We start from the raw sequence: 13197 nt of genomic DNA, 5'->3' as shown, positions 1-13197 counted from the left end.
CCTCCTTGGTTATTTGCTACAGGGTATATTTATTAAGACTCTGGTGTACTGATTTTTAACACTTTCAATTGATATGCCAAATTCACTGCCAAATAAATGCTTTATTCTACTGTTTACATTATATATCCCAAGTCCCTTTAAACCAGAATCTTCACTATATATGTCCAGTAGACGGTATATTTTTTCATTATCAATTCCAATTCCATTATCATAAATTTCAAATATAATAGTTTTATTTTTAGACAGTCTGCCAATAATTTTAATCTGGCCATTTTCTTTCTTATCTTTTAAGCCATGAATAATTGAATTTTCAACTATTGGCTGAAGGGTCATGGCAGGCAGTTTATATTTTAAAATGTTGTTATCTATTATAATGCTTGAACTCATTCTATCACCATATCTTGTCTGCTGTATGTGAAGATACTTTTTAATGTTATCGATTTCTTCTTTTACAGTAACCATTTTGTCTATGTTTTTTACACTATATCTTAATATATCTGACAATGAGTAAATAAGTTCTTCTGTATTGGGAGCGTTTTCAATTAATGCTATTCTTGCAATAGCATTTAAAGTATTAAATAAAAAATGAGGATTTATTTGAGACTGCAGTGATTTTAGTTCCATATTTTTAATTAGCTCAGTTAATTTCATCTTCTGCTGAATTTCTTCTAATAAAGCTGTCTGGGTTATATTTGCCATTCCCATTTTGGTTATGAGGTTAGTAAATAAAAATAAGAATTCAGATGCATCTTTAATTTTTTCATATTTTAATGTATTTAATTCAGAATAAGCTTCCCTAAGCTTATCTTCATCCAGACTGAGCTCTTTGGAAAGCCTTTTAAAATCTACCCTTTTTTTATTTTCAAAGTCATCGGATAATACTTGTCCACAAAGCATGCACCCCATATATTTATTATTAACTATTATTGGTGAAGCTAAATCAATTAATCCGGAATGGCAGTTATAAATAAGAGGCTTGCCGGCTTTCATGGCTAAATTACCAGATTCCCCGTCACTTTTGAAACAGCGCCTTCTTCCTTCTTTTGAACTTCTGATTAACAAACAAAATTTTGTAAAGTTACTTGGAGTTCCATAAGGAACACCATCTTCATCCACAATTACTGATGAAAGTCCTACAACTTTAGCAAATTTATCCTGAATGTCCTGTAAGGTGCTTAAATCAACCACTTGATTAAGATTAAATATTTCAGTATCTGCCAAGATCAATCTACCTCCTAATTATACATTTATTTTTATTATAAAATAATCTGTATATTTACATTGTAAATAAATTACTAGAATAAGTCAAAATATTCCCTAAAATTAAAGTCAAAATAAAACGTTAACATATCAAAATATTCAGATAATTATGGACATTTAAATACTATAATAAAATTAATAAATTATATGGAGGTGTCAATATGGGACAAGAAGCATTAGGAATGATTGAAACTAAAGGATTAGTAGCTGCAATTGAAGCAGCAGATTCAATGGTAAAGGCTGCCAATGTAACATTAATAGGATACGAGAAAATAGGTGCAGGGCTTGTAACTGTAATGGTTAGAGGTGATGTAGGAGCAGTTAAGGCTGCTACAGATGCTGGCGCAGCTGCTGCTAAAAGAGTTGGCGAGATTATTTCAGTTCATGTTATTCCAAGGCCTCATACAGATGTTGAAAAAATACTCCCAAAGGTTGAATAAAAGAAGGAGTAGATGTAAATGGATAATTCAATATTAGAAAAAGTTTATGAGGAAGTAAAAAAATCCCTGGGGGAAAATGAAATTGATCCCAAAGCATTAACTGAAATGATTAACAGCATAGCAAGCAAGGTTTCTAATCCAGAAGATGAAAATTCTAAATGTGAAACTGAAAAAAAATCCGTTGAGGAAGTAAAAGGGGAGGTAAATTCTATGAAATCACCAGGTCTAACAGAATTTGTAGGTACATCTATAGGAGACACTATTGGAATTGTTATAGCCAATATCGATCCAGCGTTACATGATAAAATGGGAATAGATCCAAAATATCATTCAATAGGAGTTATAGGAGCCAGAACTGGTGCAGGTCCGCATATACTTGCAGTTGATGAAGCAATAAAGGCTACCAATACTGAAGTCGTTTCAATAGAGATGCCAAGAGATACAAAAGGCGGGGCTGGACATGGATGCTTAATTATCTTAGGAGCTGAAGATGTATCTGATGCCAGAAGAGCAGTAGAAGTTACTTTAAAAGAACTGCCAAGAACCTTTGGTGATGTCTGGGGAAATGAAGCAGGACACCTTGAACTTCAATATACAGCCAGAGCCAGCTTTGCAGTAAATAAAGCTTTTGGCTCACCAGTTGGTAAAGCCTGCGGACTGGTAATTGGCGCTCCGGCAGCTATAGGTGTAATGATGGCTGATACTGCAGTAAAAACTGCAAATGTTGAAGTGGTTTCTTATTCAAGCCCAGCACATGGGACATCACATTCTAACGAGGTAATCCTGTGCATTACTGGTGATTCAGGTGCTGTTAGACAAGCTGTAATAGCCGGAAGAGAAGTTGGGAAAAAATTGTTAGGAGCTCTTGGCGATGAACCTGCCTCCACAACCCAGCCGTATATTTAGGATATGAAGGGTGGGATATTATATGAAAAGATCTAAACGTTTTGAAGTTCTTGAAGCTAGAGATATAAATAAAGATGGATTTGTTAAAGACTGGCCTGAAGTTGGTATGATTGCCATAGGAAGTCCAAATGATCCTAAACCTAGTATCAAAATTGAAAATGGTAAAATAGTTGAAATGGATGGCAAAAAAAGGGAAGATTTTGATTTCATTGATATATTCCTTGCAGATCATGCTATTAACATAGAAAATGCTGAAGAATCTATGGCAATTGATTCTCTTAAAATTGCCAGAATGTTAACTGATATAAATGTACCAAGAAATGAAATTATAAAAATAGCTACTTCAATTACACCAGCAAAATTGGTTGATGTAATTGATAAATTAAATGTAGTTGAAATGATGATGGCACTGCAAAAGATGAGAGCAAGAAAAATGCCTTCAAATCAATGTCACGTTACCAATTTACGTGATAATCCTGTTCTTATAGCTGCAGATGCTGCAGAAGCTGGTATCAGAGGCTTTGATGAAATGGAAACTACAGTTGGAATAGTTAGATATGCTCCATTTAATGCCATGGCTTTACTTATTGGTTCACAAACTGCAAGAGGAGGAGTCCTAACGCAGTGTGCACTTGAAGAAGCAACAGAATTAAAGCTGGGCATGAAGGGCTTTACATCATATGCAGAAACTATATCAGTATATGGAACTGAACAGGTATTTGTAGATGGTGATGATACTCCTTGGTCAAAATCATTCTTAGCATCTGCATATGCATCAAGAGGTTTAAAAATGAGATTTACTTCTGGTACAGGTTCAGAAGTTCAAATGGGCTATGCAGAAGGCAAATCAATGTTATACCTTGAAGCCAGATGCATTATGATAACAAAAGGAGCAGGTGTACAAGGCCTTCAGAATGGTTCAATAAGCTGCATAGGAGTACCAGCTGGTGTATCAGGCGGTATCAGAGTAGTACTTGGAGAAAACCTGATTAGTGCAATGCTTGATCTGGAGACATGCACTGGTAATGATCAGACATTTACTCATTCACAAATCAGAAAGACTGCCAGAACAATGATGCAGTTTTTACCTGGTACTGATTTTATCTTCTCAGGATATGCTGCAGAGCCAAATTATGATAATATGTTTGCTGGTTCAAACTTTGACTGTGATGATTATGATGATTACCTGGTATTACAAAGAGATTTAAAAGTTGATGGTGGTTTAAGACCAATAAAAGAAGAAGATGCAATTGCTATTAGAAATAAAGCTGCAAAGACACTTCAGGCTGTATTTAAAAATTTAGGACTTCCCGCAATTACTGATGAAGAAGTTGAAGCTGCAACATATGCTCATGGAAGCAAGGACATGCCTCCAAGGAATGTTGTAGAAGATCTTAAAGCAGCTCAGGAGCTATTTAGCAGTAGTGCTACAGGACTTGATATAGTTAAAGCTTTAGTAAAGGGCGGTTATGAAGATACTGCGGGAAGAGTTTTAAATATGTTAAAGCAAAGGGTAGCTGGCGATTACCTGCATACATCATCAATTTTTGATAAAGACTTCAACGTAATTACAGCAGTCAATTATCCAAATGATTATACAGGTCCTGGTACAGGTTACAGAGTCGAAGGTAAGAGATGGGAAGAAATAAAGAACATCAATCAGGCTCTTGATCCTGATAAAATGTAGTTTGGAGAGTGATATTTGTATGAATATTGTATCTAATGAGGATCTTATAAAAGCAATAACCAGTGAAGTTTTAAAACAGCTTCAAAGCTCTGAAAAGAGCAAGGATATACCAAATTTAAGTTTAGGTAATTCAGTTACTGGCAGCATGGAATTAAAAGAAGCAGGTGAAGCTAAAGCCGGCACAAGAAGTGATGAGGTTGTTATAGCTATTGCTCCTGCTTTCGGAATATATCAAAGGCAGACTATTGTTGGAATACCTCATGATAAAGTATTAAAAGAAGTAATGGCAGGTATTGAAGAAGAAGGTTTAGTTCCTAGAGTTATCAGAGTCCTTCGTACATCAGACGTTGCATTTATGAGCCATGATGCTGCAGTACTCAGCGGATCAGGAATAGGTATAGGTATTCAGTCAAAAGGAACAACTGTAATTCATCAAAAAGACCTGGAACCATTAAATAATCTGGAGTTATTTTCCCAAGCCCCGCTTATCGACTTAGAAACTTTCAGAGCCATAGGAAAGAATGCTGCAAAGTATGCAAAGGGAGAATCACCTGATCCAGTTCCTGTAAGAAATGACCAAATGGCACGACCTAAATATCAAGCTAAAGCAGCAATACTTCACATAAAAGAAACTGAACATGTTGTAGCTAACGCTAAACCTATAGAGTTAAAGGTTATTTTTAAATAAGAGGTGAGAATATGGCTGATAATGTTAATATAGAACAACTTGTAAAAGAGGTTTTAAAATCCATGGGGAACCTTAATGATACTGCTAAGGCAGAACCAAAGGCAAATTGCAGCAGTAAAAGATTAACAGCAAAGGATTATCCCCTTGCAAAAAACAGCAAAGATTTAGTTAAAACAAAAACGGGAAAAGGCTTAGATGATATTACAATTGAAAGCGTACTAAATGGCAGCACAACTGCTGATGATATAAAAATAACTGCTGATGTTTTAGAATATCAGGCACAGATTGCAGAAAGTGTGGGCAGACCGCAATTTGCTGTAAACTTAAGGAGAGCTGCAGAGTTAACAATAATCCCTGATAACAGGGTTCTTGAGATATATAATTCATTAAGACCTTACAGATCAACAAAAACAGAGCTTCTGGCTATTGCTGATGAGCTGGAGAATAAATATAATGCGAAAATAAATTCAGCACTTGTAAGAGAAGCAGCTGATGTTTATGAAAAAAGAGGAAGATTGAAGGTTTAGATTAGTTTGTTCTCCAGTTTAGTGATGAATAATCATTAAACTGGAGAAAACATTATAGATATTGAGGTGGTCATTTTGAGATTAATAGCAGGTGTTGATATAGGTAATTCCACAACAGAGGTTGCCATTGCAGATGTGGAAAAAAGTTTAAATTTTTTAGCCAGCAGTCTGGTAAAAACCACTGGAATAAAAGGTACTTTAGAAAATACAGTTGGTATAGTTAAGGCTCTGAATAAGGCTTTAAAAAACATAAATAAAGAAATAAAAGATTTAAATTGTATATGTTTAAATGAGGCCACACCAGTAATTGGTGATGTTGCAATGGAGACAATAACTGAAACAATTATTACTGAATCTACCATGATTGGACATAATCCTGATACACCTGGCGGAATAGGAGTAGGTGTAGGGAAGACTATTTATATGGATGAACTGCCTGGAATCCATAGTGAAGATCAAGTTATCTGTGTAATACCAGAATCTATAGATTTTGAAACTGCAGCAAAAAGAATTAATGATGCCCTGGAAAACAAAGTTAAAATTAAAGGACTTATAGTTCAGGCTGATGATGGAGTAATAATATCCAATAGGTTAATTGTTAAAATGCCCATTGTAGATGAAGTGTCTTATATTGATAAAGTACCAATGGGAATGACAGCTGCAATTGAAGTTGCTGCTAAAGGTACATCTATTAAAGTGCTCTCAAATCCATATGGACTTGCCACAATATTTAATCTCACTCCAGAAGAAACTAAACATGTGATCCCAATAGCAAGGGCATTAATTGGAAATAGGTCTGCTGTTGTAATCAGGACACCTGAAGGGGATGTAAAAGAGAGAGTTATTCCTGCAGGTAACTTAGTTTTTTGCGGGAAAAATAAGGTTTCAGTAGGCATTGAAGAGGGCTCGGAAAAAATAATGAAGTCCTTGGAATCCATATACCCTGTTGAAGATGTTTATGGTGAATCAGGCACTAATGTGGGCGGAATGCTTGAGAGAGTTAAGCAGGTTATGAGTGAACTTACAAGTCAGGATATTTCTGATATAAAGATACAGGATATTCTTGCAGTGGATACATTCGTTCCTCAAAAAGTACATGGAGGTCTTGCTGGTGAATTTTCTCTTGAAAATGCAGTAGCTCTTGCAGCTATGGTTAAAACAAGTAAACTTCCAATGGAATCAATAGCTGAAGAGTTAAATAAAGAAACTAATGTTAAGGTGATTATAGGCGGAGTAGAAGCAGACATGGCTGTATTAGGAGCTTTAACCACACCTGGAACAGATAAGCCTCTTATAATATTAGACCTTGGCGGCGGATCTTCAGACTCTGCATATATCAGCAAAGAAGGAAAAGTAATTTCTGTACACCATGCAGGTGCAGGTGAAATGGTAACATTATTAATTAAATCTGAACTTGGTCTTGAAGATTATAATTTAGCTGAAGATATTAAAATGTATCCTTTAGCTAAAGTTGAAAGCCTGTTCAATATAAGATATGAGGATGGATCAGTATGTTTCTTCCAAACCCCATTAAATCCTTCCCTTTTTGCCAGAAATGTGGTTGTAAAGGAAAATGAGATGATTCCTATACCAACAAAGCATTCCATGGAAAAAATAAGAATGGTGAGAAGGGAAGCAAAAAAGAAGGTTTTTTTAACTAATATATTAAGAGCTTTAAAAGATGTTGCTCCTAATCATAACTTAAGAGCAATTGATTTCGTTGTATTGGTTGGCGGTTCATCTCTTGACTTTGAAATACCAGATATGATATCTGATGAACTTTCACATTATAGTATAGTATGCGGAAGGGGAAATATCAGAGGAATAGAGGGGCCAAGAAATGCAGTGGCAACTGGACTGGTAGTTTCTTACTATAATAGTCTGCGAGGTAATTAATATGGAGAATTTAAGCAGCAAACCCTGCATAAACGTTATAACTGATAATGTAGATAATGTTTTACTTAAAAATATACTTGCTGGTATTGAGGAAGAAGAACTGCCTTATGAAATTTTTAACCTTAATAACAAGGATTTAACAAGTACCACACATAGGGCAAGTCAGCAGTCTAAACTAGGTGTAGCCCTGGGATTTTCAAATAACAGAGTAATTGTACATTATACTAAGCTTAAAGAAAACAATGCAATTATAGATACTTCCCTAAAAGATTATGAAATAACTAAGGCTAGAAAAATCGGTAATAATGCAGCAAGACTATATAAAGTAATGCCTTTTAAGGATATTACTTCCCCGGATTTAGACAACCTGGTTGAGAACATTAAGCTGAAAATAATAGAAGTATTAAAAAAACATGAATAAGGGGGGTAAATACAATGAATGGAGATGCCCTGGGATTAATAGAAACTGTTGGACTTGTGGCAGCAGTAACTGCGGCAGATACATGTTTAAAGTCAGCAAATGTTTCTTTAGTTGGATATGAACTCACAAGGGGGTCTGGCCTTGTAACAGTAAAGATATCAGGTGATGTTTCAGCAGTGACTGCAGCAGTAAGCTCTGCTAAAGTCAGTGCTCCACTTATAGGTAAAATTTACAGCACACTTATTATACCAAGGCCTTCCAAGAGTACTGATAATTTAATATCCACAAAGGAAACAGTGGGAATAGATCATAAAGCTGAAGTGGAAAAGGTTCAGGAAGTGTGCAATCTATGCGGAGATCCTAAATGTCCCAGAAAAAAAGGTATGCCAAGAAAACTATGTATTCATTATAAACAATAATGAGGGTGATTATAAATGACAGATTATGATAAAAAACTTATAGAAGATATTGTCTTTGAGATTTCAAGAAAATCAAAAATTAAGGACAAAAGCTATTCCATACCTGTTGGCATATCAAACAGGCATATTCATTTAACTAAAGATGATTTGGAGACTTTATTCGGCAAGGGATATGAATTAACTGTTAAGAGCAAAGTAAATCAGCCTGGGCAGTATGCAGCTAACGAAACTGTATGCATATCAGGTCCAAAGGGAAGCTTTCCAAATGTGAGGATACTTGGACCTGTAAGAAAGTATACCCAGGTTGAAATATCCAGAACTGATGCCTTTACATTAGGAATTAAAGCTCCTGCAAGAAATTCAACAGATACGGAGGATTCCGGCAGTGTAACAGTTATTGGACCTAAAGGAATGCTGATTTTACAAAATAAAGTCATAGTGGCTTTAAGGCATGTTCACATGACACAGGATGATTTAAACAGATATGGTGTTAAAAATGGTGACTATGTTGATATGGAAACAGAAAATGGTGATAAATCTTTGATATTTAAAAATGTATTAGTAAGATCAGATGGTAAGTCTGCATTGGAATTACATATAGACACTGATGAAGCTAATGCAGCAGAAATGAGAAATGGTACATTTGTAAGAATTTATGGGATGAGCAGGTAAAAATTATGTTTGAAAATGCAAATGAAACAATTAGAGAAATGGAAGAATGTATTGATAATCCCAAAGCCTGTACTGACTATAAAAAATTAAAAGTCGGCATTGATCTTGGAACTGCAAATATAGCCATAGCAGTATTAAATGAGGAAAATAAACCTGTTGCAGGAGCACTATATGCTGCAGACGTGGTAAGGGATGGTATTGTAGTAGAATATTTAAAATCTGTACAAATTGTAAGAATGTTAAAGGAAAAAATTGAAAAACAATTGGGAACTGAATTGCAATATGCTGCTACAGCAATTCCACCAGGAATAATAGATGGTAATGTAAAAGTAATAAAAAATGTGGTTGAAGCAGCTGGTTTCATTGTAAATAACGTAATAGATGAACCTACTGCAGCATCATTACTTCTTGGCACAAAAGATGGGGCTGTAGTTGATATTGGAGGAGGAACAACGGGTATATCTGTTATAGAAAATGGTGAAGTTGTGTACTCTGGTGACGAGGCAACAGGAGGAAGACATTTGACTTTAGTCACTGCAGGAGCATTGGATATGGATTATGATGAGGCTGAGAAATTTAAAGTAAATGAGAAAAATTACAATATGGTGTTTCCCATGGTAAGACCAGTTATAGAAAAAATGGCTTCTATTATTTTAAAACACATTGCTCCTTATAATGTAAATGAACTTTATCTGGTTGGAGGAACCTGCTGTTTAAAGGGCGTAGAAGATGTAATAGAAAAATATACTTCCATAAAAACCTTTAAGCCCTATAATCCATTATTAGTAACACCAATTGGTATAGCCATGAGTGTAAAAGAGGTGAATTAATTTGGAAATCAGTGAATTAATTAAGGAAATTACTGCTGAAGTTTTAAAAAGACTGGATAAAAAGGTATTACTGTTTATAAGCGGCGGTGCTGTAAATATAAAGGAAACTTTTTCAGTTTTAAATGAATACAAACTTATTAAATACACTGCTGTAATGTCTGATTCTGCAAAGAAAGTAATACCTGAAATTTACACAAAAGATTTAAACTTAGAAGTTCTAAATGAAAAAAGCTGCATAGTAAATGCCATTAATAATTCAGATTTAATTTTAATACCGGTTTTAACAAGAAACACTTTAGCAAAAACTGCTCTCGGTATTAGAGATAATTACCTTACCACTGGAATTTCAGAAGCATTAATGCGTAACAAAAAAATTATAGCTGTAAAAGACAGCTGTGACCCTGAATGTGAAGTGTTAAAGTCCATGGGTGTCACAGCTAATATGGAATACAACAAAATGCTTATGGGTTATCTAAGCAGGCTTGAAAGCTTTGGTGTTACACTTATTAACTCAAAGCAGCTAAAAGGCATAATGGATAATGAACTTAATTTATCATCCAGAAAAAATAATAAACAAGATGAAAGTATTAAAAAATGTGAAATTAAAGAGCAGGACAGCAGCCTTAAGTTAAATGGTGTTATTACCATGGGTGAGCTTTTACCACTAAAAGGAGAAAAGGAAGTTATAATATCAAAAGATGCATTAATAACTCCTCTTGCAAGGGATTATATAGAAAATGAAAAAATAAAAATAAAATACAATTAAAGGAGTTTTAATATGTATTTAGGAAAAGTTATTGGCAATGTAGTTTCAACTCATAAGGATGACAGACTGGTTGGGTGCAAACTATTAATAGTAAAAAAATTAGATGAACATGAAAACGAAATCGGCAGTATGTTTGTAGCTGTTGATACTGTAGGTGCAGGCATAGGAGAAAAAGTGCTTATTATAACCGGCAGCGGAGCCAGAATGCTGGAGGATAATAGAGTTGCACCTATAGATGCTTCCATTGTAGGAATAGTAGATTATATAGAAGTTGATAATTAAAAATTACTTCCTATGGAGGATGATAAAATGAAGATTTACACTAAAACTGGGGATAAGGGACAAACTTCCTTGCTTGGGGGAACAAGAACATCAAAAGCTGACTTAAGGGTATGGGCATATGGAACTATTGATGAATTCAATTCCTCTATAGGTTTTGCAAAAAGCCTTTCAAAGGAGAAGGATGTTATAAGTGCAATAAATTATATACAGAAATCCCTATTTGAAGTTGCAGCTGAACTAGCATCTCTTGGCTGTGAAAGCTATAAAGAAAGAATAAATAATGATTATGTTGTATGTCTTGAAAATTTAATTGATAAGCTTTACGAAAGCATTCCATCATTTAAGGGATTTATTCTTCCCGGAGGCTGCACAGTATCAGGGGCACTTGATGTGGCAAGAACAAAAATAAGATGTGCAGAAAGATATATTGTTGAACTTGAAGAAAGCTACACTATAAATCAATATCTTTTAAAATATGTAAACAGACTTTCAGATGCTGTTTATGCTCTGGCCAGATATGAAGATTATGTAAATATAAAAAAGGCTGTAATAGACAGGGTTAAAAATAACGCATCTGGCAGATTTAACAGAGAAATAGCAGAAATACTAACTAAACACTGCATAGATAAGGCAAATGAAATAAATGTTAAAGTGGTAATCTGCATCAGCGATAATTCAGGAAATCCAATAATTATTGAACGTATGGATAATGCTTTACTTGCCAGTGTAGATATAGCTCAAAGGAAGGCCTATACTGCTATAGCATTTAAAACTCCGACAGAGAAACTCCATGATGAATCTAAACCAGATGGACAGCTTTATGGAATTAATAATTTAGATAATGTGATTACTTTTGGAGGAGGAGTACCTCTTTTCTTCCATGATAAATTATTAGGAGCTATTGGAGTAAGCGGTGGAACTGTAGAAGAGGATATGTCAGTCTGCTACTATGGATATAAAATTTTTAAGGAGATGATCTGCAATGGAGCAGAATAGTGAACAGGTTAATCTCATTATTGAGAGGGTGCTTCAGGAAATAAGTAAAAGGGATTTAAATGTTGTGAAATCAGATGGAATTTTCGAAGATATGAATAGTGCTGTAGATGCATCGGCAGAAGCCCAGAAAGAACTTTCTAAATTAAGCCTTGAGCAAAGAGAAAAGCTTATTTCTGCTATGAGAAAAGTTATTTTAGACAATGCTAAGGAAATTGCTGATATATGTGTGGAAGATACAAAAATGGGAAGGAAAGATCATAAATATTTAAAATTAAAGCTTACAGCAAATAAAACTCCAGGAACAGAAATTTTGAAGACCACAGCAATTACTGGGGATAAAGGCTTGACTTTAATAGAAATGGGACCATATGGAGTTATAGGTGCCATTACACCTTCTACAAATCCTGCTGCTACTGTTATATGTAACAGCATAGGAATGATTGCTTCAGGCAATACAGTAGTGTTTTCACCTCATCCTGGAGCAGTAAAGAGCTGTCTTACGTGTGTAAAGCTGCTGAATAAGGCAATAGATGAAGCAGGGGGCCCCAAAAATTTAATAACCACTGTGAAAAAGCCTTCAATTGAAAGTACTGATGCAATGATAAATAATCCTAAAGTAAGAATGATTGTTGCTACAGGGGGACCTTTCATAGTTAAAAAGGTTTTATCATCTGGCAAAAAGGCAATTGGAGCTGGTGCAGGAAATCCACCTGTAGTTGTAGATGAAACTGCAGATATTAAAAAGGCTGCAAAGGATATTATTTCAGGCTGCTGTTTTGACAATAATTTACCATGCATAGCAGAAAAAGAAGCCATTGTTGTTGAATCAGTTTATGAGAAATTAATTAATGAAATGAATAGTCTTGGCAATGTTTATGAACTATCCAAGGAAGAAACAGCAAAAGTTGCTTCTTTAGTATTAATAGAAAATGAAAAAGAGGGTAAAAAGAAATTTTCACCTAACAAAAATTATATAGGCAGAGATGCTGGTGTAATACTGGAGGCTGCTGGTATAGCTGCTCCAAAGGGAGTTGAATGTCTCATTACAAGAGTACCTAATGAACATCCTTTTGTACAGGTGGAGATGATGATGCCCATACTTCCAATTGTTAAAGTTAAGGATGTGGATGAAGCTATTGACACTGCATTACTTGATGAACATGGGAACAGACATACAGCAATGATGCATTCAAAAAATGTTGATAATTTAACTAAAATGGCAAAAGTTATTGAAACAACAATTTTTGTTAAAAATGCACCATCTTATGCTGGAATAGGATTTGGAGGGGAAGGCTGGACAACATTCACTATAGCAGGACCTACAGGTGAAGGGCTTACAAATGCATCAACATTTACAAGACAAAGAAGATGTACAATGGTTGACTCCTTTAGAATTATCTAGTTTTG

General features: G+C 34.8%; 15 protein-coding genes. 14 read left to right on the top strand and 1 reads right to left on the bottom strand.

Going from position 1 to position 13197, the window contains the following annotated elements; all coding sequences use genetic code 11:
* Positions 1–9 precede the first annotated feature (9 nt).
* The gene (locus EQM05_RS09025) at positions 10–1221 is read right to left on the bottom strand and encodes a PocR ligand-binding domain-containing protein (protein WP_128749737.1); all 1212 of its coding nucleotides are present in this window, start codon (positions 1219–1221) and stop codon (positions 10–12) included.
* A gap of 200 nt (positions 1222–1421) precedes the next feature.
* On the opposite strand from EQM05_RS09025, the gene eutM reads away from it, so the two are divergent.
* The 14 genes from eutM to EQM05_RS08955 all read left to right on the top strand — a co-directional run bounded on the left by eutM (position 1422) and on the right by EQM05_RS08955 (position 13192).
* On the top strand, positions 1422–1700 hold the full coding sequence (gene eutM, locus EQM05_RS09020; RefSeq protein ID WP_128749736.1) for an ethanolamine utilization microcompartment protein EutM: 279 nt from the start codon (positions 1422–1424) through the stop codon (positions 1698–1700).
* A gap of 18 nt (positions 1701–1718) precedes the next feature.
* Positions 1719–2606 (top strand): propanediol utilization microcompartment protein PduB, encoded by an 888-nt coding sequence (gene pduB, locus EQM05_RS09015; protein WP_128749735.1) that lies wholly within the window; start codon positions 1719–1721, stop codon positions 2604–2606.
* A 22-nt stretch (positions 2607–2628) separates the two neighbouring features.
* A complete protein-coding gene (locus EQM05_RS09010; RefSeq protein ID WP_128749734.1) occupies positions 2629–4293 on the top strand; it encodes a propanediol/glycerol family dehydratase large subunit in 1665 nt (554 codons plus the stop codon).
* A 19-nt stretch (positions 4294–4312) separates the two neighbouring features.
* On the top strand, positions 4313–4981 hold the full coding sequence (locus tag EQM05_RS09005; protein WP_279222108.1) for a propanediol/glycerol family dehydratase medium subunit: 669 nt from the start codon (positions 4313–4315) through the stop codon (positions 4979–4981).
* Positions 4982–4992: 11 nt separating this feature from the next.
* Entirely contained in the window at positions 4993–5508 is a 516-nt protein-coding gene (locus tag EQM05_RS09000) for a diol dehydratase small subunit (RefSeq protein WP_128749733.1), read from the top strand.
* A 75-nt stretch (positions 5509–5583) separates the two neighbouring features.
* Positions 5584–7404 carry a diol dehydratase reactivase subunit alpha gene (locus EQM05_RS08995; protein ID WP_128749732.1) on the top strand — a complete coding sequence of 607 codons (1821 nt, stop codon included), beginning with the start codon at positions 5584–5586 and terminating at the stop codon, positions 7402–7404.
* A 1-nt stretch (position 7405) separates the two neighbouring features.
* Positions 7406–7825, top strand: coding sequence for a glycerol dehydratase reactivase beta/small subunit family protein (locus EQM05_RS08990; RefSeq protein WP_128749731.1), 420 nt, complete (start codon positions 7406–7408; stop codon positions 7823–7825).
* A gap of 14 nt (positions 7826–7839) precedes the next feature.
* A complete protein-coding gene (locus EQM05_RS16350) occupies positions 7840–8244 on the top strand; it encodes a BMC domain-containing protein (protein ID WP_128749730.1) in 405 nt (134 codons plus the stop codon).
* 15 nt (positions 8245–8259) lie between these two features.
* A complete protein-coding gene (locus EQM05_RS08980) occupies positions 8260–8916 on the top strand; it encodes a phosphate propanoyltransferase (protein WP_128749729.1) in 657 nt (218 codons plus the stop codon).
* Between the two features lie 5 nt (positions 8917–8921).
* The gene (gene eutJ, locus EQM05_RS08975; RefSeq protein ID WP_128749728.1) at positions 8922–9746 is read left to right on the top strand and encodes an ethanolamine utilization protein EutJ; all 825 of its coding nucleotides are present in this window, start codon (positions 8922–8924) and stop codon (positions 9744–9746) included.
* 1 nt (position 9747) lies between these two features.
* Entirely contained in the window at positions 9748–10512 is a 765-nt protein-coding gene (locus EQM05_RS08970; protein ID WP_164917248.1) for a flavoprotein, read from the top strand.
* Positions 10513–10524: 12 nt separating this feature from the next.
* Positions 10525–10794, top strand: coding sequence for a EutN/CcmL family microcompartment protein (locus tag EQM05_RS08965; protein WP_128749726.1), 270 nt, complete (start codon positions 10525–10527; stop codon positions 10792–10794).
* Between the two features lie 27 nt (positions 10795–10821).
* Positions 10822–11790: a cob(I)yrinic acid a,c-diamide adenosyltransferase gene (locus tag EQM05_RS08960; protein ID WP_128749725.1), complete on the top strand. Its 969-nt coding sequence runs from the start codon at positions 10822–10824 to the stop codon at positions 11788–11790.
* Positions 11777–13192 carry an aldehyde dehydrogenase family protein gene (locus EQM05_RS08955; RefSeq protein ID WP_128749724.1) on the top strand — a complete coding sequence of 472 codons (1416 nt, stop codon included), beginning with the start codon at positions 11777–11779 and terminating at the stop codon, positions 13190–13192. The genes EQM05_RS08960 and EQM05_RS08955 overlap by 14 nt, the downstream gene beginning before the upstream one ends.
* The last annotated feature ends 5 nt before the right edge of the window (positions 13193–13197 follow it).

The organism is Clostridium sp. JN-9, assembly GCF_004103695.1.
In the GTDB taxonomy this organism is placed as follows: domain Bacteria; phylum Bacillota; class Clostridia; order Clostridiales; family Clostridiaceae; genus JN-9.
The sequence above is the reverse complement of the archived record's forward strand: the minus strand, read 5'-3'. Positions and strand labels throughout refer to the sequence as shown.

What these genes read in the sequence shown, in the direction of transcription:
- eutM (WP_128749736.1), top strand. Translation starts at nt 1,422, where the DNA reads ATGGGACAAGAAGCATTAGGAATGATTGAAACTAAAGGATTAGTAGCT.
- pduB (WP_128749735.1), top strand. Translation starts at nt 1,719, where the DNA reads ATGGATAATTCAATATTAGAAAAAGTTTATGAGGAAGTAAAAAAATCC.
- EQM05_RS09010 (WP_128749734.1), top strand. Translation starts at nt 2,629, where the DNA reads ATGAAAAGATCTAAACGTTTTGAAGTTCTTGAAGCTAGAGATATAAAT.
- EQM05_RS09005 (WP_279222108.1), top strand. Translation starts at nt 4,313, where the DNA reads ATGAATATTGTATCTAATGAGGATCTTATAAAAGCAATAACCAGTGAA.
- EQM05_RS09000 (WP_128749733.1), top strand. Translation starts at nt 4,993, where the DNA reads ATGGCTGATAATGTTAATATAGAACAACTTGTAAAAGAGGTTTTAAAA.
- EQM05_RS08990 (WP_128749731.1), top strand. Translation starts at nt 7,406, where the DNA reads ATGGAGAATTTAAGCAGCAAACCCTGCATAAACGTTATAACTGATAAT.
- EQM05_RS16350 (WP_128749730.1), top strand. Translation starts at nt 7,840, where the DNA reads ATGAATGGAGATGCCCTGGGATTAATAGAAACTGTTGGACTTGTGGCA.
- EQM05_RS08980 (WP_128749729.1), top strand. Translation starts at nt 8,260, where the DNA reads ATGACAGATTATGATAAAAAACTTATAGAAGATATTGTCTTTGAGATT.
- eutJ (WP_128749728.1), top strand. Translation starts at nt 8,922, where the DNA reads ATGTTTGAAAATGCAAATGAAACAATTAGAGAAATGGAAGAATGTATT.
- EQM05_RS08965 (WP_128749726.1), top strand. Translation starts at nt 10,525, where the DNA reads ATGTATTTAGGAAAAGTTATTGGCAATGTAGTTTCAACTCATAAGGAT.
- EQM05_RS08960 (WP_128749725.1), top strand. Translation starts at nt 10,822, where the DNA reads ATGAAGATTTACACTAAAACTGGGGATAAGGGACAAACTTCCTTGCTT.
- EQM05_RS08955 (WP_128749724.1), top strand. Translation starts at nt 11,777, where the DNA reads ATGGAGCAGAATAGTGAACAGGTTAATCTCATTATTGAGAGGGTGCTT.